This is a genomic window from Chryseobacterium vaccae, assembly GCF_009602705.1.
Lineage (GTDB): Bacteria > Bacteroidota > Bacteroidia > Flavobacteriales > Weeksellaceae > Chryseobacterium > Chryseobacterium vaccae.
Genome location: NZ_VSWH01000001.1, coordinates 4,556,597 through 4,577,587, shown reverse-complemented (window position 1 = coordinate 4,577,587; position 20,991 = coordinate 4,556,597). Strand labels below are relative to the sequence as shown.

The 20,991-nt window shown below is 38.1% G+C and carries 27 protein-coding genes and 3 tRNA genes; 17 read left to right on the top strand and 13 right to left on the bottom strand.

Annotated elements, in window-relative coordinates; all coding sequences use genetic code 11:
• Positions 1-16: 16 nt before the first annotated feature.
• The 3 genes from FW768_RS21040 (at position 17) to FW768_RS21030 (ending at position 305) form a co-directional block, all read left to right on the top strand.
• Positions 17-101, top strand: a tRNA-Ser gene (locus FW768_RS21040).
• 14 nt (positions 102-115) lie between these two features.
• Positions 116-190: transfer RNA gene (locus tag FW768_RS21035), tRNA-Pro, on the top strand.
• A gap of 41 nt (positions 191-231) precedes the next feature.
• Positions 232-305 (top strand) — tRNA-Arg (locus FW768_RS21030).
• Between the two features lie 424 nt (positions 306-729).
• Here the strand turns inward: FW768_RS21030 and FW768_RS23785 are convergent.
• The 7 genes from FW768_RS23785 to FW768_RS21005 form a co-directional block, all read right to left on the bottom strand.
• Positions 730-1,182: a hypothetical protein gene (locus tag FW768_RS23785; RefSeq protein ID WP_231128756.1), complete on the bottom strand. Its 453-nt coding sequence runs from the start codon at positions 1,180-1,182 to the stop codon at positions 730-732.
• Complete coding sequence (locus FW768_RS23780) at positions 1,166-2,077, bottom strand: recombinase family protein (protein WP_262885802.1); 912 nt, start codon at positions 2,075-2,077, stop codon at positions 1,166-1,168. The genes FW768_RS23785 and FW768_RS23780 overlap by 17 nt, the downstream gene beginning before the upstream one ends.
• Positions 2,017-2,298: a recombinase family protein gene (locus FW768_RS23775; protein WP_262885785.1), complete on the bottom strand. Its 282-nt coding sequence runs from the start codon at positions 2,296-2,298 to the stop codon at positions 2,017-2,019. Before FW768_RS23775 ends, FW768_RS23780 begins: the two co-directional genes overlap by 61 nt.
• A 436-nt stretch (positions 2,299-2,734) precedes the next feature.
• Entirely contained in the window at positions 2,735-3,403 is a 669-nt protein-coding gene (locus FW768_RS21020; protein WP_153398805.1) for an HAD family hydrolase, read from the bottom strand.
• A 9-nt stretch (positions 3,404-3,412) separates the two neighbouring features.
• Positions 3,413-3,934 (bottom strand): GNAT family N-acetyltransferase, encoded by a 522-nt coding sequence (locus FW768_RS21015; RefSeq protein ID WP_153398803.1) that lies wholly within the window; start codon positions 3,932-3,934, stop codon positions 3,413-3,415.
• A 30-nt stretch (positions 3,935-3,964) separates the two neighbouring features.
• Positions 3,965-4,285 (bottom strand): DMT family transporter, encoded by a 321-nt coding sequence (locus FW768_RS21010; RefSeq protein WP_153398800.1) that lies wholly within the window; start codon positions 4,283-4,285, stop codon positions 3,965-3,967.
• A gap of 81 nt (positions 4,286-4,366) precedes the next feature.
• Complete coding sequence (locus tag FW768_RS21005) at positions 4,367-5,773, bottom strand: aminotransferase-like domain-containing protein (protein ID WP_153398797.1); 1,407 nt, start codon at positions 5,771-5,773, stop codon at positions 4,367-4,369.
• Between the two features lie 136 nt (positions 5,774-5,909).
• Between FW768_RS21005 and FW768_RS21000 the strand changes: the two genes are divergently transcribed.
• The 13 genes from FW768_RS21000 to FW768_RS20945 all read left to right on the top strand — a co-directional run bounded on the left by FW768_RS21000 (position 5,910) and on the right by FW768_RS20945 (position 15,588).
• On the top strand, positions 5,910-6,419 hold the full coding sequence (locus tag FW768_RS21000; RefSeq protein ID WP_262885784.1) for an SDR family NAD(P)-dependent oxidoreductase: 510 nt from the start codon (positions 5,910-5,912) through the stop codon (positions 6,417-6,419).
• A gap of 14 nt (positions 6,420-6,433) precedes the next feature.
• Positions 6,434-6,631, top strand: coding sequence for a Rossmann-fold NAD(P)-binding domain-containing protein (locus FW768_RS23870; protein WP_262885783.1), 198 nt, complete (start codon positions 6,434-6,436; stop codon positions 6,629-6,631).
• 96 nt (positions 6,632-6,727) lie between these two features.
• A complete protein-coding gene (locus tag FW768_RS20995; protein ID WP_153398794.1) occupies positions 6,728-7,933 on the top strand; it encodes an MFS transporter in 1,206 nt (401 codons plus the stop codon).
• A gap of 220 nt (positions 7,934-8,153) precedes the next feature.
• The gene (locus FW768_RS20990; RefSeq protein WP_231128755.1) at positions 8,154-8,750 is read left to right on the top strand and encodes a TetR/AcrR family transcriptional regulator; all 597 of its coding nucleotides are present in this window, start codon (positions 8,154-8,156) and stop codon (positions 8,748-8,750) included.
• 65 nt (positions 8,751-8,815) lie between these two features.
• Positions 8,816-10,219, top strand: a complete 1,404-nt coding sequence (gene lpdA, locus FW768_RS20985; RefSeq protein WP_153398787.1) for a dihydrolipoyl dehydrogenase — start codon at positions 8,816-8,818, stop codon at positions 10,217-10,219.
• 27 nt (positions 10,220-10,246) lie between these two features.
• Positions 10,247-10,681, top strand: a complete 435-nt coding sequence (locus tag FW768_RS20980) for a GNAT family N-acetyltransferase (protein WP_153398784.1) — start codon at positions 10,247-10,249, stop codon at positions 10,679-10,681.
• Positions 10,682-10,731: 50 nt separating this feature from the next.
• Positions 10,732-11,187: a VOC family protein gene (locus FW768_RS20975; RefSeq protein ID WP_153398781.1), complete on the top strand. Its 456-nt coding sequence runs from the start codon at positions 10,732-10,734 to the stop codon at positions 11,185-11,187.
• Between the two features lie 10 nt (positions 11,188-11,197).
• The gene (locus FW768_RS20970; protein WP_153398778.1) at positions 11,198-12,019 is read left to right on the top strand and encodes a class I SAM-dependent methyltransferase; all 822 of its coding nucleotides are present in this window, start codon (positions 11,198-11,200) and stop codon (positions 12,017-12,019) included.
• Between the two features lie 3 nt (positions 12,020-12,022).
• Positions 12,023-12,706, top strand: a complete 684-nt coding sequence (locus FW768_RS20965; RefSeq protein WP_185152023.1) for an alpha/beta hydrolase — start codon at positions 12,023-12,025, stop codon at positions 12,704-12,706.
• A gap of 10 nt (positions 12,707-12,716) precedes the next feature.
• Positions 12,717-13,256, top strand: a complete 540-nt coding sequence (locus FW768_RS20960) for a DinB family protein (RefSeq protein ID WP_153398772.1) — start codon at positions 12,717-12,719, stop codon at positions 13,254-13,256.
• 119 nt (positions 13,257-13,375) lie between these two features.
• Positions 13,376-13,786: a PaaI family thioesterase gene (locus FW768_RS20955; RefSeq protein ID WP_231128753.1), complete on the top strand. Its 411-nt coding sequence runs from the start codon at positions 13,376-13,378 to the stop codon at positions 13,784-13,786.
• Positions 13,787-13,821: 35 nt separating this feature from the next.
• A complete protein-coding gene (locus FW768_RS20950) occupies positions 13,822-14,670 on the top strand; it encodes an alpha/beta fold hydrolase (RefSeq protein ID WP_153398766.1) in 849 nt (282 codons plus the stop codon).
• An 18-nt stretch (positions 14,671-14,688) separates the two neighbouring features.
• A complete protein-coding gene (locus FW768_RS20945; RefSeq protein WP_153398763.1) occupies positions 14,689-15,588 on the top strand; it encodes an MBL fold metallo-hydrolase in 900 nt (299 codons plus the stop codon).
• A gap of 10 nt (positions 15,589-15,598) precedes the next feature.
• Here the strand turns inward: FW768_RS20945 and FW768_RS20940 are convergent, their stop codons facing one another.
• Genes FW768_RS20940 through FW768_RS20925 form a run of 4 tightly spaced genes read right to left on the bottom strand, consistent with a single transcriptional unit; the run spans position 15,599 to position 17,706 of the window.
• Entirely contained in the window at positions 15,599-16,495 is an 897-nt protein-coding gene (locus FW768_RS20940; RefSeq protein WP_153398760.1) for an alpha/beta fold hydrolase, read from the bottom strand.
• Between the two features lie 10 nt (positions 16,496-16,505).
• Complete coding sequence (locus FW768_RS20935; RefSeq protein WP_153398757.1) at positions 16,506-16,928, bottom strand: DUF1330 domain-containing protein; 423 nt, start codon at positions 16,926-16,928, stop codon at positions 16,506-16,508.
• A 1-nt stretch (position 16,929) separates the two neighbouring features.
• Positions 16,930-17,280 carry a GIY-YIG nuclease family protein gene (locus tag FW768_RS20930; protein ID WP_153398755.1) on the bottom strand — a complete coding sequence of 117 codons (351 nt, stop codon included), beginning with the start codon at positions 17,278-17,280 and terminating at the stop codon, positions 16,930-16,932.
• Positions 17,281-17,289: 9 nt separating this feature from the next.
• Positions 17,290-17,706 carry a MarR family winged helix-turn-helix transcriptional regulator gene (locus FW768_RS20925; RefSeq protein WP_153398753.1) on the bottom strand — a complete coding sequence of 139 codons (417 nt, stop codon included), beginning with the start codon at positions 17,704-17,706 and terminating at the stop codon, positions 17,290-17,292.
• A 607-nt stretch (positions 17,707-18,313) separates the two neighbouring features.
• Between FW768_RS20925 and FW768_RS20920 the strand changes: the two genes are divergently transcribed.
• Positions 18,314-18,520, top strand: coding sequence for a hypothetical protein (locus FW768_RS20920; protein WP_153398751.1), 207 nt, complete (start codon positions 18,314-18,316; stop codon positions 18,518-18,520).
• A gap of 544 nt (positions 18,521-19,064) precedes the next feature.
• Here FW768_RS20920 and FW768_RS20915 read toward each other — a convergent pair.
• The gene (locus tag FW768_RS20915; RefSeq protein WP_153398749.1) at positions 19,065-20,201 is read right to left on the bottom strand and encodes an NADH-dependent flavin oxidoreductase; all 1,137 of its coding nucleotides are present in this window, start codon (positions 20,199-20,201) and stop codon (positions 19,065-19,067) included.
• 27 nt (positions 20,202-20,228) lie between these two features.
• Entirely contained in the window at positions 20,229-20,972 is a 744-nt protein-coding gene (locus FW768_RS20910) for an SDR family oxidoreductase (protein ID WP_153398747.1), read from the bottom strand.
• Between the last annotated feature and the right edge of the window lie 19 nt (positions 20,973-20,991).

Here is a 20,991-nt window from a genome sequence, read left to right as displayed (position 1 = left end):
AAAAAATAAACAAAAAGGAGGGTTGCCGGAGTGGTTAACGGAGCAGTTTGCTAAACTGTCGACGCGAAAGTGTCGCAAGGGTTCGAATCCCTTACCCTCCGCTTAAAATATACTTCGGGGCGTAGCGTAGTCCGGTCATCGCGCCTGGTTTGGGACCAGGAGGTCGCAGGTTCGAATCCTGCCGCCCCGACTTTTAAAGCTTATAATATTAAGCGGAAACAACTCTTTTAGGGGTGCGTAGCTCAGCTGGATAGAGCATCTGCCTTCTAAGCAGACGGTCAAAGGTTCGAATCCTTTCGCGCTCACTTAATGACACCATTAGGACAATTTAGGCCAAATGGTGTCATTTTATTTATAAATACCTCTTATTCAGCATATTTAACGTACTTTTTACTGTTTTACCTTATGTTATAAAGCAAAAATTTTTTCTTTAAAAACCAATATTTTATCTTTTTTGGTCAATTTTTCGATTAAAACTCCATATTATTGTCACAAACCTGACAGGATTCGAACCTTATTGAAAACACTAAACAACTGAAGATCAATTAAATACCAAAAGTGTTTTTTTTCTTTGGAACAAAAAGTTCGAAAAGACAAGCCCATCAAGTTATCTATACAGGATCTCGAACACTTCAAACACCCTAAAAAAACTGTTTTTCAGCGTTTTATACAAATACAATTTAATGAATCAGCTTTACTCTGAAAAATCAAAAACTAATCCATCAATTTTTAGATATTTTTTAAGTTTTGTTCATACCCTAAAAAATATAATTCTTTAAAAAATTCAACTATTGCCTGGTCTGTCTGCTGACCATGGATTTCTTTTATTTTCGAAGCTGAAACAGTTAATCCAAATATGGTCTTAACACTTTCTGATAGCATTTCTTCAATATTCCCTTCTATTACCTTTACTTTCTCCGGAAAAAACAACCTGATAATTCTCTGTTTGGTTATAGTATCTGAATTTTCATAAAACTCCCCTAAGTGGTTAATTACGTAATCAGTTCCCTTTTCTGTATGTTTCTCTGCGACTATTTTTAAAGCCTGCTGTCTCAATTTATCAGTATTATCTTTTAAAGATTCCTGGCAACAACTTCTTATTAGTATATAATCATCATAGTCAATATTCCCATTTGAAAATAGCTTTTGCGCATTGAATCCCCTATTAATTAATTTTTCCATTTATCTCCTCTTTTTTCTGAATATAATCATGATGTTCTTCACCATAAATTTCCTTTGAAATACTATTGGCAAGTTCTAAAAATGGTTCTACCACTCTATTATTCTTAAGGAATGAAAGAAAACTCAAATTGATAACGTCAGCTCTTACCCGGTATGAACAACGTCCCATACAGTGGTAATAATAATATTTTTTAGTATGTCCCTGCGATCCAATTCCTGTAAGCGTATTTCCACAATTAGGACATTGTAGAACACCTCTAAAAATTAAATTTTCATTAGCTATCCTTTTTGAAGTTAATTTTTTAGGATGGTTTAAATCTGCGTCTTTTATTATTCTTTGAACATGATCAAATAAAACGACAGGTATAAGACGCTCATGAGTACCCTCAACAATTTTTTCAGCTTTATCTTCAAATGCCGGAATTTTTATTTTACCACAATAAATAGGATTTCTTACCAGGCGATAAAAAGCACTTCTACTACAATTAAGCCCATTTGATACCGCATCCTTGTATATTTCAGTTAAACAATATTTATTTTGTCTCACTATAGCTGTAAAAGCCTCACGGATAATATATGCTTCCGGTTCGTAGATGTCTATATATTTTTTCCCATCAGATGTAATTTTATTTCTATATCCTAGAGGAGCTTTATTGATCCATCTTCCTTCCAGTCTTGCTTTTTGCATTCCCAAACGTACATTACGGCTTCTTTTATCGTTTTCTACTTCAGAAGTAGCCCAATACATTGCCAACATAATTTTACTTTCCGGGATTGAGAAGTCTATCTGCTGTTCAATTGCCTGAATGGAGACTTTCATATTCTGCAATCTTTCTAACATCTTGTAAGCGTCCATAATATTGCGGCTGAAACGATCCCAATAAGTAAAGAGAATAAGTGAAGATTGGTTTTTAGTGAGCTTAAGCTCAGCGAACAGTTTGTTCCACTCGGCCGGTTAAATGTTTTTGCCGAATAGTCTTCGAAAATAGTTTTGGCAACAATGAGATTGTGATCTTTACAATAGTGCACAAGTCGATCCAGCTGGCTGCGTTGGGAATATCCTTTTACAGCCTGTTCATCAGTACTGACTCGTATGTACAGATAAACGGCTTGCATGGCGTGAGTATTATTATAAAATCCTTTATTATATTTAAAAACTCCTATATATTAAACGAAAAACAGAACAATTTATTTGATTAGTTTATATACATGTTCTGACAAATAGTTTTTACGCTTCGGTCATATTCTGTTCTACTAGATAATAGCATAATTTACATTTATTGCAGAATCATGGCAGTAATTTGAAAATGATTAAAATAGTGGATTGTTATGCTATTCTGAAGAGGATGGTTCGGATCTGTGTAGAATCCCTCCCTATATACACCATAATTTCCGATTCTCCGGAAATGAGCATGCCCAGTGTTCAATATAAATCACGATAAAATAATATCAAGCACGTTTTCCAACAATTGCTTTTAGTTTGGAGTGGCGAGACTTACTGATAACTTAGCCCAGCGGATCATCTTAATAGACGAACACAGCTACATATTAGTTAACTGAACCTTCTATTTATTATCTCGATATATTCTGGACAAAAATCAAGTAGATTACTTATCCACCTGTCGGCCTGATCAAAATTGCCATGAGTATCTGAGTATTTCCCCGAAACGGCGATCACTGCCATTCCCGCATTTACAGCGGCCGTAACTCCTCCCTGGGAATCTTCAAACACCAGGCATTTGGAAGGGCTTACAGAAAGGGAAGATGCAGACTTGAGGTATATCTGGGGATCAGGTTTTCCTATATTAACAGAATCTGCTGTGAGAATACTGCTAAAATAGCCCTCAATTCCTATTTTTTTAAGAATTCTGGGCACCAAAATCCCCGGAGAATTTGTCGCAAGACCAATTTTATATCCTTCCTGCTTAAAGTAGTTCAGGATCTCTTCAACCCCGGGCATTATTTCGCCATAAAGATCAACAAGCTCTGCAACCCTCATAATAACATGATGTTCGACATCAGCCAAACTTCTCTCCAGCCAGGGCTGTATGGCAAACCAGTATTTGGTAACTTCTCTGGTGGTCATTCTGCTTGTTATTGATGAATGCTCCTCAGTAACAATAATACCCAGGGATTCAAAAACTTCCCGTTCTGCCGCAAGCCAAAATGGCTCCGAATCGATCAACACACCGTCCATATCAAAGATCACTGCTTCTATCATTTCACTTTTTTAATGTGATCTATTTTTAAAGATCAGACAGCTGGACAGCAGACCGATATCGTCCAGTTCATACATTCCGGGTTGCTTTATAAAGCCTTTGCTTTCAAAAAATTCGATGAACGGATTATCAATGTATTCGTTGATCCAGATCACATCTACAAACCTGCACAATGAAATGCACTTATCATATAAAGACTCCATGATCTGGGAATCTCTAAATTTTTCAAGGATTGAAAAATCACCTATATGTACCGCGCGCATATTATCGATTGCCGGTGGAACTTCCCCCTTAGATGTAACGCGCGCATAACCCACAGCCTGATTGTCGACATATACCATAATCCACTGGTTGGACATACTGTTCATCTCACTAACAAAATACTTGCGGTTATAATACTTCTCGATAAATTCGTTCAATTGCTGGGTTTGCAGTTGCTGACCAAATTTTTCGGATGCCAGTTCAATGATCAGATTCAACAGAGTATCCGTAGACTCATCTGTTGCTAAAGCAAATTTTGAAATTATATTCATTTTTAAAAATTTAGACAAATTTATGGTCTGCTAATTAAGCTTTAAGCCTATGATGGATGCGAACAGCAACAGCAGAAAAAATATCCTGCTTGCAGTAACAGGTTCTTTGAGCACAAATACCCCAAGCAATACAGTACCTGCTGTTCCGATTCCTGTCCATACAGCATAAGCAGTGCTTAACGGCAATATCTTTATTGCTTCAAACAAAAGCAGTAAACTTAAGGACATAGAGATTAGAAAGGCTCCTATCCACAAATAAAAATGGACACCGGCAGCAAGACGGATTTTACCAAGACAGAAAGCAAAAAGAACCTCGAAGATTCCAGCCGTAATTAAAATTATCCATCTCATATTCACAATATTTTTCACAAAAATACTGAAGCCAGCCAGTACTGGACAGTACAGTTCTCTCAAATAAGACTGGTACAGGATCTATCTTAAATGCTGACCGAGCAAGCGGATAGCCTCTATCCGTTTCGGGGAAAACGTATCGGCAAAAACAAGCCTGAAATATTGGTCAAAGGCTGAAGAAAACGAAAAGGTATACCCAGGTGTAAAACGGACACCGATCTTTTCACACTGCTCATAAAAAAATTTCATGTCTGTACTTTCGGGCATTCTGATCCAGAGATTATAGCCACCTTGCGGTGCTGCCATACAAATATTTTCTGGAAAGTGGGTAGATAGCAGATTAATGGCAAAGTGGGCGTTTTTTGCCAATAGCATGCGAAATGATCGCACATGGCGGTCGTAACTGCTAACCTGAATGAGCCGGCTGACTGTTTCCTGATACAGGGGGGAAACGGAACTTCCAAGGGCAAATTTTATCTGTTCGGTACGCTCCATAAATTTTCCTGAACTTAGCCACCCAAGTCTGATTCCGGGCGCCAGTGTTTTCGCATAGGATGAATAAGTCAACACTAGTCCGCTATCATCAAAACTCTTGATCGTAGAGGGTCTCTGCCCCTGAAAATAAATATCTCCGTAGATATCATTCTCTACTACAGCTACATTGTGCTTCTGAGCAATATTGAGCAGCATCCTTTTCTGCTCGCCGCATAATAGTGTTCCGGTAGGATTATGAAAATTCGGCGTGACGACGACTGCCTTTATCTTATTTTTTTCACAGGCTTTCCTGAAAAAGTCTACATCAAAGCCAATAATCGGATCGACGGGAACCTCGACAACCCTAAGTTTCAGCACTCTAACAACTTCAAGTACGGAAAAAACACTGGGGCTTTCTAAGGCGATCACATCTCCTGGCCCACAAGTTGCGGCGAGCGATATGTATAGTGCCTGCAACGCACCATCAGTGATAATCAGCTCCTCACCGTTTAGCCTTGTCTGGTAAGATACTGCGCGCGCAACAATATTTTCCTTTAATGAACTCAATCCACTGGCAGGATAATAACGTAATAAACCTGCCCCATGCTCTCTGATTACCTGTTGCATGGTCCGAAGCAATAACTTTTGTGGAACGATAAGATTTCCGGGAGCAGCTACGTTAAATTCAGAAATTTTGCGTCCCGACCGAAGAGAAGTTGTAAGTGCCAAATGATTGCTGAATGTCGCATCTCTGACCACGAGCTTATGCCCGGTTTGTAAGGTTTCAAACTTATTCTGTTTATTGTTGCAAACATAATAGCCGGATTTTGGAATACTTTCCACAGATCCATTAAGTATTAAATGCTCATAGCCCATCTGTACTGTACTGGAACTGAGCTGATATTTTTCCTTAATTTCCCTGACCGACGGCAGCTTATGTCCGGGTTTGAAAACACCTTCCCGAATACTTTTCTCAATTTCATTGGTAAACAACTCAAACTTGTAGGTTTTCATCTGTATTGATTATTTTGATTCATACTGTACCTGTACTGCAAATATAACTTTTATAATTTTGATCCGGATATCGATGTGGGCAGTGTAGAAGATAACAGATAAAAAAATCAACTCCTTTTAACATTATAGAATCATTATGAAAACAGTACTTATCAGTGGAGCAAACAGAGGAATCGGACTGGAAACAGCAAAACAGTTTTCGAAAATTGGCTATACAATTTTCCTTGGAAGCCGCAACTACGAAAATGGACTAAAAGCCGCAGAAGAACTACGAAACGCAGGTTATGATAACATTATAGCGGTTGCATTTGATATCAGGGACCCGCAGAGTTTAAACGATGCATACCAGAACATGCTGCAGTACAGTTCATCTTTAGATGCATTGATAAACAATGCCGGGATACGTGGTCAGCAGCCACAACCGCCCGCTACGGTAGATATAGATATCATAAAGGATATTTTTGATACCAATCTTTTTGGTCCGATCCGTCTGACACAGGCAATGATGCCACTACTGAAAAATTCAGAAAATCCACGTATCGTAAATGTGCCAGCGAACTGGCCTCTCTCACGCTGCACGATAATCAGGACTGGGAATTCTATGAATTTAAGGATGCCGGTTATGGCCCTTCAAAAACAGCACTGAATGCTTTTACGGTCATGCTTGCCTACCAATTGAGGGACTCCGCATTTAGGGTTAACGCTGTAGATCCTGGATACACGGCCACTGAATTCAATGGGTTCAAGGGTACCGGATATGTATCGGATGCAGCAAAGCTTATCCTGAAATATGCTACGCTCGATAAATCCGGCCCTACAGGACAGTTTATAGGCATCCATGGACAGCTACCGTGGTAGATTGCCACTTACTTGAAAAGATTAAACAGCTGAAAAGCTGTTCCAAATTGCCTTAATAAATTATACACAGGTTTTCCCGCGCAAACGGACAATACAATGAACACATATCATAAAATCAGCAAAAATGCTGCGTCAACATCCTTGGAGATCCCTTCCTTTACATTAGTTGCGATACTTTCTTTGGGCACATTCATTATCTTCTTTCAGGGATTCATGGTGGCTCCGATACTTCCCCATCTTTCAGGACTTTTTCGGGTATCGGTTCGGCACGTCAGTTTTATCGAACCTGCATATCTGCTGAGCTATGGAATTTCAACCCTGATCTACGCCCCCCTTTCAGATCGATATGGGCGCTTTAAGGTCATAATTTTTTCATTGTCGGGGTTCATATTAATTACTGCCTTTACGGGTCTGGCAGAAAGTATTGATCAGCTGATTTTTCTAAGGCTGCTCACAGGGCTGGTTGCCGGAGGGGTGGCACCAACGACGATTGGTTGGATCGGGGACCACTTTCCGTACGAGAAAAGAGGACATGCCCTAGGTTTGTTTTTTGGATTCATGGCGGCAGGAACAGCATTTGGATCCAGCACAGGTGCACTGCTGACTGCCTTTGTCGGATGGCGGGCACTTTTTTGCATAGTTGCCGGAATGGGACTGCTGATCCTTGTCGTACTGCTTTTCAACCGAAGAAGTTTCCTTCAGAAAAAACAAACCGCAGAAAAGCTCAAAAATATGATCACCGAGTACTACAACATTCTAAAGTTGCCCAGGGGACAACGGACATACAGTTTTGTATTGTTCAATTCTATGTTTCATAGTGGAATATTTGCATGGACCGGATATTACTTTTTCAGCAACTACCACCTGGACGAAAAAGGCGTCGGATTAGCATTATTGGGATATGGGATTCCTGGTCTTCTCTTGGGACCAATGATAGGAAAGATGGCAGACAGGTACGGTAGGAATAAAATCATTCCCATAGGAATAACAATTGAAGCACTTTCCACCCTTTTGCTGGCCATTCACTTACCATTGCCTCTCTCCTGCCTTTTGGTCGCTACCCTATCGCTTGCATTTGACATGACCCATCCTCTTTTCGCTGCACTAATCACAACCTTATCTGAGCGAAAGGGCGTTGCTATTGGTCTTTTTGCGTTTGTGATGTTCATGGGGTACGGATTGGGGAGCCTGATCTTAAGCCTCATCATAAATATCGGCATCAATGAAAGCTTTCAGGTCTTTGGCTTATGTGCTGTTCTGGGGGCGGTGATATCCATCTTTGTCTTCAAAAATGAAAAATAGCTCATCATGCACAAGCTACACGGTCACAATTTACAAGGAAACCAAATGTAACTATGTGCCTTCTTTTACTTACAGATCAAACTTACAGCTTCCTGCACAGCGCATTGCGAAAAGCAGCCTGTTATCATTTTAGATAAGACCGAACTGTGAAAAATGATGAAAAAAAAGACCGATTGTTTTATTTTTTTATATAACTTTGTTTCAGTAAAAATTATTGCTGATGAAAACTCAAAAATCCGAAAATACCAAACAGCTGATCATTGAAAAAACTTCGACCGTTTTTAACGTGAAAGGTTACGCAGGTACATCCATAAATGATGTAATGAGCGCCACCGGTCTTTCGAAAGGTTGCATCTATGGCAATTTTGAGAATAAGGATGAGATTGCATTAAGTGTATTTGATTACAATTTTGGTAAAGTAACCCAGCATATGAAAGATCGTATTTTAGCAACTGAAGATTCTATCGAAAGATTGCTGGTTTATCCCCATACCTACAAAAACTATTTCAGGTATCCCTATTTACAGGCGGGCTGCCCAATTTTAAATACTGCTACTGAGGCTGATGACACGCATCCGTCACTCCAGAAACGCGTACAAAAAGCCCTAGACTTTTGGAAAACATCTATCGAAAATCAAATCAAACGTGGTATCGATAGAAATGAAATAAAAGCAGATACCGATCCGACCGAAATTGCTGTAGTGATGATCTCGATGATCGAAGGTGCGTTTATGCAGGCAAAGGTCAACAACCATATGACAGAGCTGAATATAGCGATGTCTTTTTTAGAGAAATTGATCAGAAATTTGAAAGCGTAATTTTTTTGCTTACAAAAAGACCGATTGGTTTATTTTTTTGTCAATTAAAATATTTAAACAATAAAATGGAAACATTCGATATTACCGTAATAGGGTCAGGTCCCGGCGGATATGTAGCTGCTATCAGAAGCGCACAGTTAGGATATAAAACTGCCATCATTGAAAAGTATAATACTCTGGGTGGCACTTGTACCAATGTAGGTTGCATTCCTACCAAAGCGTTGCTGGACAGTACCCATCATTATTCAGATGCACTTAATAGTTTCGGAGCACACGGTATTGAATATTCAAATCTTCGGCTCAACGTTGAACAGCTTTTTAAGCGAAAAAACGAGGTAGTGACCAAAAACACACAAGGTCTGGATTTCCTGATGAGAAAAAATAAGATCACGGTTTTCCACGGCTCGGGTTCTTTTGTTAATAATGAAACCTTGAAAATTGTACACGATGATAAGACTGAAACTGTAATTAATTCAGATAAGTTTATTATTGCTACAGGGTCAAAACCGTCCACAATTCCGGGCATTGCTATCGATAAAAAAAGGATCATCACCTCTACCGAAGCTTTGGGATTGCAGGAAAAACCCGAGAGCATCGTGATTATTGGTGGTGGTGTAATCGGTGTGGAAATGGCTTCCATATTCAACAGAATCGGAACCAAAGTGACTATCTTAGAATATGCTGATAATCTTATTGCTACGATGGATAGTGAATTAGGAAAGGCTTTAACGAAGATATTAACTAATGAAGGCGTGGAAATCAAACTTCAGCAGGCAGTCTACAAAGCTGAAAATCTTGGCAACACAGCTAAGGTGTATTTTAAAAATAAACAAGGAGAAGAACAAGGTCTAACCGCCGATTATATTCTAGTTGCTGTCGGCAGAAAATCTTATGTAAACGGTCTGGGTTTAGAAAATACCAACGTGGAATTGAATAACAATGGTACGGTGAAGGTCAATGAATTGCTTCAGACTACAGCTTCAAACATTTATGCAATTGGAGATGTCGTGGGTGGCGCGATGCTGGCTCACAAGGCAGAAGAAGAAGCAGTATTTGTAGTGGAAAGGATCAATGGTCAGAAACCTCATATCAATTATGACCGTATCCCTTCAGTTGTGTACACCTGGCCGGAAGTTGCTTCTGTAGGCGCTACCGAAGAGCAATTAAAAAAACAGGGAGTGGAATATAATATCGGTAAATTTCCATTTGCCGTGAATGCCAGAGCCAGAGCAGGAATGGAAACGGAAGGTTTTGTAAAGGTGCTTTCCGATCCGAAGTACGGCGAACTATTAGGAGTGCATATCATCGGCGCCCGGGCGGCAGATTTGATTGCACAGGCTGTTGTCGGACTGGAATATGAAGTAACCGCGAATGGTATGGCTACCATGAGTTATGCCCACCCGACTTATTCAGAGGTAATAAAAGAGGCTTATACAATAGCATCAGGAAGACCATCATTGAATATTTAATATATATAAAGTTATTAATTTAGAATTATGTCACAACAAATCAGGCGGGCGACCAAAGAAGATTATCCCAGAATTATGGAGATTTGGGAATCTGCGGTCAAAGCTACTCACGACTTTCTTGCCGAAGAGGATTTTATTTATTTTAAAGAAGTCATCCCAAAGGATTATCTGCCTAATCTTGAAGTATACCTTTTTATGCTGCAAAGCCAACCGGTAGCATTTGCATCGCTATCAGAAGGAAGCTTAGAAATGCTATTTGTTCACAGTGACTACCGTGGTAAAGGTTATGGAAAGCGCTTATTTCAATTTATGGATGAGACGAAAGGCATAAAAAAGGTTGACGTCAATGAGCAAAATTATCTGGCCATCGGATTTTACGAAAATTTAGGGTTCAGAAAAGCAGGAAGATCAGAAAAAGACGGCTCTGGTAAAGATTATCCGATTATTCATATGGTAAGATGAAAAGCCGTCATTATCACAACACTATAATTATTAAAAATAAATTATAAAAAATGATTGAAGGGTTATATGAGACACACATTCAAGTAAGCAACTTGGAAAACGCAGTTCAATTCTATACTCAAATATTGGGACTTGAGTTTGCACACTATGATGAAACCAGGCCAATTGCGTTTCTTTGGATCGGAGAAAATAAAGAGGCAATGCTCGGACTTTGGGAACAACAGGTTAATCTCCAGACAAGACATTTTGCATTCAGCTGTTCCAAAGATTTTATTTTAAAAGATGCAAATACATTTTTAGAGAAAAACGGATTAAAAGCCTATAATTTCCTTAAAAATGGCAGCAATGAACCAATGGTTTTTGCCTGGATGTCTGCACTTGCTCTTTATTTTGACGATCCAGACGGAAACCAACTGGAGTTTATCCATATTCTGAACGGTAAAAGTCAGCCAGAACTTGGCGTACTCAGCTACGAGGAATGGCAAAAAATCAATTCACCTCATTAGATAAATAAATATGAATGCAGAAGACCATTATTTGGAAATAAACAGGGAATCTTGGAATACCAGAACAGAAGCTCACATCAATTCTGACTTTTATAACCTGGATGCTTTTTTGAAGGGGAAAAGTTCATTAAAAGATATAGAGCTTAATTTACTTGGAGATTTGACAGGTAAATCTGTATTGCATTTACAATGCCATTTCGGACAGGACAGTATTTCTTTAAGTCGCCTTGGAGCGGACGTAGTCGGCGTTGACCTTTCGGATCTAGCAATAGATCGAGCACGGGAACTGGCAAAACAGAGTAATGTTTCAACAACTTTTATTTGCAGCGATGTTTATGATCTACCCAATCATCTGGATCGTCAGTTTGATATTGTCTTTACAAGTTATGGGACAATCGGCTGGCTTCCGGATCTGGATCGGTGGGCAAAGATCATTTCGAAATTCCTGAAATCCGGCGGCACATTTGTTTTTGTAGAATTTCATCCTGTCGTCTGGATGTTTGATTCGGCGTTTAAAAAAATTGAATACAGATATTTTAATTCCGGAGCCATTATAGAAACCGAAAAAGGAACTTATGCAGATAAAGAAGCGGAATTTGAAGTCAAATCAATCGGCTGGAACCACGGCTTAGCCGAAGTAATAGGTAGTCTGATGCAAAATGGTTTAGAAATGGATTCTATTGAAGAATTTGATTATTCGCCATACAATAATTTCAATAATTCAATTGAATTTGAACCTGGTAAGTTCAGAATTGCTCATCTTGAAGATAAGATCCCTATGGTGTATGCATTGACAGCCTCAAAAAAGCTTCTTGTAGATACGGAACAATAAAATGTGGTCCTTAAATTAAAATACGCTGTTTATTCAAATTATATGTTTTTCAGGTTAATATTTCTTTATCTGTCATTTCTTCCATTTGCTGTTAATGCTCAAAATGGTGCTCAAAAAAAGTATGTCTTTTTTTTGCATAATAAATTTTTGGAAGGACATCCGTTAAATGCATCCCATCCTAAATACGGACCAGCGGCATATACAGCTATTTTAGAAAAAATTCAATCCACAAATTCTGTCATACTATCTGAAAAAAGAAAACCCGACACTGACCCTAAGATGTATGCGAAAAAGGTGATCTTGAAAATTGACAGCTTACATAACCATGGAGTTCCTTATGATCAAATTTCAATTGTCGGAACGTCTCAAGGAGGCTATATAGCTCAATACATCTCCTATTATGCCAAAAATCCAGATTTGAAATTTGTTTTTATTGGCTCAAGCTTTAAAAATGATTCGATGAATAAAGATCAAAAGTTCAGGCTCTACGGTAAGATTTTATCGATTAATGAAAAAACCGATGTTGACGCTGAGTTATTATCAAGGCAACTTAGGTTTAAAAATTCTGATTTAAAATCTTTTAAAGAAATGACCCTCAACACAGGTCTGGAACACGGCTTTCTGTTCAGGGCATTAGATGAGTGGATAATACCTGCCAAAGCGTGGATCAATAGTAATAAACTTTAAATTTATACTAATGAAAGAAGTAAAGTCACAATCATTTGTCAGATGGTTCGATCGACAATTTGATTCAAACACGGGTGCGGAACATTTTGACGAATTTCTAAAACGACTCGAACATTTTCCAACTGTTTTAAAAAAGCTGCTAAAAAGTTGTCCTATAGAAGTTTCAACCTGCAAAATGGGAGGTAAATGGTCTGTCAATGAGCATATAGGGCATTTAATCCTTTTAGAAGATCTATGGCGAATCCGTTTTAGAGATATAAAGGAAGGAAAACCAGATATGTCTCCTGCCGATTTAAACAATACAGCAATCGATGAGTCTTCTTTTAACAACATGTTGGTTGAAGAGCTTATTAAGAACCTGGCCAGCGAAAGACACAAAACAATTGCAATGCTTCAAAAAATGAGTGAAGAAGACTTATTGAAGACAAGTATACATCCGAGGTTACAACAGCCAATGACTATCATTGATCTGATGCATTTTGTTGCAGAGCATGATTTGCACCATTTGCACGCCATACAGTCCATAATAGGAAGCATGGAAACTATGTAATTTTTTATCAAAAAAAAGACCGATTGGTTTATTTTATATAAATATAATACAACATAATGACAAAACTATTGATATTAGATTACCTAAATAAATTGATAAAAAGGGAAATCACAGATGACATGCATACACACATGCAATATCCGACACCGATATCAAAAACACTGGGGATAGACATTGTTGAAGCCGGTTTAGGTACAGCTACTGTACAGATCAATGCTACAAAAGAAAAGCACAGTAACCAACAGGGAACCATTCACGGAGGTCTGCTTTGTGAACTGGCAGACGCAGCCATCGGAACCGCACATTCGACCCTTATTCAGGAAGGCGAAACTTTTACATCCGTAGAATTGAAAATCAATTTTTACCGACCCGTTTTCGAGGATATAATCACTGCCAAAGCATCACCCTTACATAATGGAAAAAACTTAAGCCATTATCAATGCGATATTTTCCGCAGTGATGGTAAAAAAGCCGCTATGATAACAAGTACGGTCATGACTTTAAGAGGTGATAAAGCGACAGGACGTTAATATAATACTCATTTACAACCTTATACAAATCATTCATGAATCAATCAATCTTTAAAAGCCCTGAAGGAAAAGACAATATTATCCGGGCTTACGATGATGCCATAAAAAATACGCCACTGAATTTGAAAACCGGTGTGCTGAAAACAACTTTTGGGGACACCCATTTTTTGGAGGCCGGAAGCCAACACCAAGAAATCATCGTATTACTGCACGGCACGTCTTCTAATGCGACGTCATGGTTATCAGACATAGCCGAATATTCAAAACAATATAAAGTCATAGCAATAGATATTATCGGAGAGGCAGGAAAGAGCGCAGAAACCAGACCTTCTTATGAAACAAAAGACTTCGCGGAATGGCTAAAAGAGATTTTTGATAGGCTCAATATCAGCAAGGCAAATATAATTGGATTATCGCAAGGAGGATGGTTGGCATTACGCTTTGCAATAAGCTTTCCTGAATTAGTCGACCGCTTAGTTTTGTTGACACCGGCGGGAGTAGTTCCTACCAAAACAACATTTATCATTAAAGCCATCCTCTATTCCCTTTTGGGAACAACTGGACGTATCAAGATTAATAGATTGGTCTTGGGAAGCCAGCGTGTGGATCAAAAAATTGTAGCATTTATGGATTTAATACAAACCAATTTTAATGCGAGGATAGAAAAAGAATATATTTTTTCAGATGATGAACTCAGCCGTTTGACAATGCCTGTGTTATTCATCGGCGGAGAACAGGATGTAATCCGCTCTAATCAGGAAATTGCCGCTAGATTGCAACATATTATCGACGACTTTACCATAGTAATCATTCCGGAAATGGGACATGTTTTGACTGGATTAGCACCACGAATATTTCCGTTTTTAAACAAGACCAAATGCTAATTTAATCACAGTACCCTAATGAATATGCAAACAAACTACAGTCACCTCAAGATTCCATTTGATACCCTGGAAATCTATATTCTTTCCGATGGATATTTTGATATAGGATCATATCAACCCATTGTTGCTACGGATGCAGCACCTGCAGATCTTCAAAATGAGCTCAACCGACTGCACTTACCTGCCGATATCTACGAAGCTCCTATTAATGTGATGCTTATCCGAAAGAATGAACAATTAATACTCGTAGATACAGGAGAAGGCTTTTATGATAAAAAAAATGCAGGAAAATTATTACATAGTCTGAAAAGTGCCGGATTCGGAGCCAGTGATATTTCAGATGTATTGATAACGCATGCTCATCGGGATCATATTGGGGGTATATTAACCGAAAATGATAATCTGGTATTTCCAAATGTAAGATTCTATATTTCACGGACTGAACTGGAATTCTGGTTTGCACAGCAGCCGAATTTCCCCAACAGCCGGAGGCCTGAGTTTGGACATGGTTCTGTTTCACTGGTCAAGCAGATATTAGGAGCCATTACCCACCGTTTAGGAATATTTGATGCAGGTGATGAATTATTTTCCTGTATTAAAACACAGGCAGCTCCCGGACATACTCCCGGACACATCATATTTACGGTTTATTCGGGTAAGCTATCCATTACGCATCTGGTTGATCTGGTTCATAGTACTGTATTGATCTCTAATCCGGTTTGGGGTACACAATGGGATGCTGATTTTTCTTTGGGGATCGACACCCGAAAAAATATACTGGAACAATGTCATAAACAAAAATCTGTGGTTTGTGCGTCCCACCTTCCCTGGCCGGGAATAGGCTTTATCGAACGTGCCGATGATCAGTGGCAATGGACTCCAAAACCATATATTTCACCATTGCTACTTACATTTTGATCATGACTTTTCATTCAGTTTTAGCAATAAAATTTGAAATGTCTTTCACCAGTGACGGAAATAGTGAATCCGGGATAGCGTGTCCCATTCCTCTTTTTATGATCAGCTCACAGTAAGGAATAGTATTTTTTAAATCAACTGCATGTTCAATATTAAATAACGGATCTTCATCTCCATGTATCGTCAATGTGGGTACATGGAGACTAGTAAGAACATTTGAATCATATTGATAACTCAGCAGGGCAATGATCTGACGAAATGGCCTAACGAATGGAGACTTTCGGCTTTCGTCTTCGATAATTAACCAACGTTCTTTTTCTTCATTAAAACTATATTTATTTCCATAAATAGCTTTCATAAAATCAACTTTTTCATGTATATAAGCTTGCTTATTATCGTGAAAATTTGCAGTGCTGTTTGTCATTTTGCCTATCAATGCATCATCTGCCTTCGGAAGGGCAGGATTAAAGCTTGAAGACATCAATAAAGTCAGTGTCTGAGTCATTGCCGGATATCGTGATGCAAATAGCTGTGCTATGATGCCACCCATTGAACGCCCTACAATATTTGCGCTCCTGATGCCAAGTGAATGCAGCAAATCTTTTATATCATCTGCCATATCCAATAAAGAATAAGGGGCAGGATATTTTTCTGGATGCTGTAGAAAATCATTCAAAGAAAAGCTACGGCTGTCGTTGCTATCATAGGTAGTAAAAGTACTTTTTCCACAGTCTCTGTTGTCAAAGCAGATTACGCGAAATCCTTCTTCTACAAGCTTATTACAAAATGGAAGTTCCCAACGGGTCATTTGTGTGTTTAACCCACTGATGAGTATGATAGTTTCGTTGTTTTCAGCTCCAAATACTTCATAATAGATGGTAGCATTTTTTAGCTCGATATATCCCATAAATAATTTACTACAATGTGATCTCTAAGGGTAAAAGTCTTGAATCCAATATGGCAGCGACACGATGACCCGTAATCTTCATATAATCCGGATTCTGCTCGAAAGCAAAAAAATCCGATACACTTCTTTGTCTAATCAACATACAGATATCCCACTGTTCGTCCTGAGGACCTATCAAAAAGCGGTCTCCTTTTCCAACAAAAAGAATCTCTCCACCATCCTGCTCTAGAAAAGGTTTGGCAAGGTCTATATAGAGCATAAAAGCTTCGTAACCCGAAATTTCGCTGGCAGGTGCAATTTCAGGAAACTCGGAATAATCAGCAATTTCCTTTAAATGTATCAGATTTAGATTTACGATTGCTCCTTGAATATTTTTTAACATAAGATCCCGGCCGGCTTCGTAAGTTGGATATAAATAGGTGTTGCTTCCCATATCAGTATATATTTTTGGCTTTGCTTTGCTCTTCTTGCAGATCATTTCTAGCTTTCTGCAACTTCTTTTTATAGTCTATGAATTTGTTCTCTTCCCATGGAACAGTGATTGCAATTTTAAAAACGAAATTCTCCTCTCCTAGCCGGATCCAATCCTCCTGTAAGCTCTTGATATCAAATCGTCCGTTGTTCAGCTCAAACCGAATTCTGTTGGTAAGCGCTCCTAAATTAAAACTCTCTTTAATAAATATTTTATTTTCTGCATTATTCAGAATAGTCAATACACCCATTAACGGTCTCATCTCTAAAAACTCAGCGTTTAATTTTTTTCTGTATTTTTTGTCCATGTTCATTCATTACATTTAAAGATCGCCCCCTAAGATTTTCAATTGTCCGGCGAAAACATTCAAATCTTCCGTTACAATCCCCTCTAAGAGCTTTTTGGATATGTATTCCGCCGTAGTGGTCGCTTCTGTAAAAATTCTTTCTCCGGCAGAAGTGAGTTTTACATAACTCACCCTGGCATCCCTATCGCTACTTTCTTTCTCCACAAGTCCCATTTTTTCCAGTGGTAAAATAATGCGCGTAATGCCAGAGGCGGTTAAACCTGTATTTTCTGCTAGATCAATCCTTTTTAAACGATGACCTGGAGCATTACCTAAAATGTACAGAATCATGTAGTCGGTAAGGCTTAAACCGTGTAGGCTTAAGCCGTCAAACTTTTTCGTAATGATAGATTGAACCTTTAAAATATTCAGAATTGTACTTATTTCTTTCATATTTATATTTGCAAACTACTTGATTAGTCAAGTAGTTTGCAAATATAATATTTTTTTTAAAGTTGGAAAAGGGAATACAGTAGCCTACTATTAAAATTGATCATAAAGGTTATGAAAAGGAAGAGATCTAGTCCAACATATCCAACAAGACTGATTTTTCTGATATCGGATAATTTTAGCGATTTTCTACCGACAATCAAACGATCAGCTGCTATGTTGCGGCTAATTCCTGTGTGCTCTCTTTACTTCTAAAATATTAGAAGGGATTTACACTTATTTCAATCATCAGATTTTCGATGTAAAAATAAAATCCAAAAGTATTGTGCATCTTTTTGGGCTCACTATCAATTTTGAGAAATTTCTCGTCCTTTATTTTGTCATAGATTGAACAGACCGCACTCTCATCTTTTTGGTAAAATCCAATGTGAAAGTTGGCGGGATAATCCGGTATACTCTCCTCATTGTTCATGACTTGTCCCCAAATTACCAGTGCAAAGCTTCTATTATTCTACATAACGGCCATCTTACTGTTGCGAATGATATCATTTTAAATACGGATCATGATGACCATAAATCTGTTATCAGCTATCCAATAAAAGGAGTAATTATGACAGATTATTTTAGAAATTTCCAAATTAATGGACTAATAAAATTAGCGTTTGGTCTGCTTTTCATTGTAATCGGTAGTATGGACAGAGAAATTTATATTTCGGTTCTTGGGGCGATATTAATACTGATAACAGTGGCCAATAAAGGGGCATGCCCTGGAAACAGCTGTTCATCAAATCTCTACAAACGAGAAAAAGAATTATAATACAGTGATTTTAATTGAGAGAGTTTATGTAGTGGCAAATTAAGTGTTTAGAATCAATTCCATGAGGCCCTACCAGTCTCCATTTCCAGCACTTCAATTTACAAAAAGAGATTTAAATATATTATATATGTAAATCAGAGTTATGGATAGTATCTGAAGTCGTTATAGTGTGATTGCGGCCAAGCCATGATTTTGCAAGTAATTTTTGTGGCTTAATCATGGTAGTTCTTTATAATATACTTGAAAATGAGGTTTAAAAGTGGCTGGGACGAGTTAGTTCGAATCACTTATACCTGTTTGACACGGATGGTTCGAATATATATAGATTCACCTTGCCTAACAGAATCAAACAAAAACTACGGAAAATTACACATATGATGTTCAGCCACATAATTCTAATACATTATTTAAATTAACATAAAAAGAGCTTGGATAGCCTACTATCAAGTTCACTAACAGCCAAATAGCGCCACTTTATAACAAGTGGCACCATGTTTATTTATTTGGAAAACAAGATTATTCAGTTTAATAATTTTTAATTTCTTCAAGGCTCCAATGAAACCCAACCTTTTAACACTTCAAAAATTGCCATCAATTTCGCGGGGATTTTTTTATCTTCTGCCGTATCAAGTTTAAGATTTGAATCTATTTTTTCTTCTTCTCCACTTGCAACTAATTCTACCCAATCCGGATTGATAACCAAAGTTCTGCCTATTGCCACCATAGAAACACCATATTCTAAAACCTGATTTACCATTGAAGGTGTTGTAATACTTCCGGCAACAAGAACAGGAACTCTGTCGTTGACATAATTGTTGAGTACAACTGATATTGGCTCATCCGAAAATTCTGAATCAATTGTTTTTTGATTTACAGCATCCAATAGGGAAAAATGTAGATAATCGATGTTTTCTTCAATCAACTTATCAATTAAAATGAAAGTATCTTGAAGTCCATAGGTTTGTTGAGGCATTTCTTCAGGTGAGATTCTGTAACCTATAAGAAAAGGACGATCAGCATATTCTGAAACTACTTTTTTCACTTCACGAACAATTTCAAGGCTAAGTCTCAAACGATTTTCAAGAGAACCTCCCCATTGGTCATTTCTTTTATTGAAAAAAGGGGATATGAAATTCTGAAGTAAAAACCCGTGAGCTCCGTGAATCTCAACTCCATCAAAACCTGCTTCGATCGCTCTTTTGGCAGTTTCTCCAAATGCTTTGATAATTTCCAGAATCTCATTTTCAGTTAATTCTCTCGGCAGATTTTCTTTATCAGAAAGCAGTATTGGTCCACTTGAAATCGCACTTGCACTTACCACTTCGCCATTGGGAATTAGATCAGGAATTGCTTTATTTCCTGCATGAAACATTTGTAAAAATGCCGGTGCACCACCACTTTTAGCTGCATTGGCCAACTTCTTCAGACTAGGAAGAAAAGTGTCATCATATCCTGCAAATTCGTGGGTAAAACCAATTCCATTTGCCATTACGTGAGTACATCCTGTAATCACCAATCCTACCCCATTTACTCTTTTATGGTAATATTCGACTTCTTCATCAGATATGGTAAAGTCTTCATTCGATGCCCAAGTGGTCATTGGCGACATCACAATTCTGTTTTTTAAACTCACTCCTTTGTCAAATGATAAAGGAGAAAATAGCTTATTATATTTATTCATTACTTAAAAATTCTTTTTTATTAAATATTACCAGTCTTGCAAAGTTGGGCTGATAACGATATCATTCACGTTGACATTATCAGGTTGATCAAATGCAAATAACACAGCATTTGCAATGTCTTCAGGTTCAATAGCCTGCTTGTTCAGCTCTGCCGCGATTTCCGCCCCTTCCTTATTGGTCACCTTATCTGCCCATCCAGTGTTAATCACTCCCGGACTTATCAGGCTTATCTTAATTCCTTTATGAACAGAAACTTCTTTTCTTAAACTTTCGGTAATTGCCCGAACGAAAAATTTAGTTCCATGATAGATACCTGCACCGACATCGATATTGATTCCTGCCACAGAGCCCATATTGACAATATGACCGGATTTCTGCTCCAACATTTTAGGAAGAACTGCTGCAATTGCATTCAGATACCCCTTGATATTGGTATCAATCATTGCATTCCACTCATCAATCGCGACGTCCTTCCATTGTGAAAATAACATCAGACCAGCATTATTAACCAAGTTGTCTATCCTTCCAAATTTCTCAATGGCAAAATCAATCATCGCTTTCATTTGCTCAATATCTGTTACATCGGCAACAAAGATTTCAGCTTTACCACCTTCTTCTTCAATCTGTTGTTTTACTTTTTCTATTTTATCATCGGCTCTGGACACCAAAACAATACTGGTTCCGGCTTTGCCTAATTTTAATGCTGTTGCCGCACCAATTCCGGAAGATGCACCGGTAATAATGGTGACGGACTCATTTAATTTTTTCATATTTTCTAAATTTTACAAA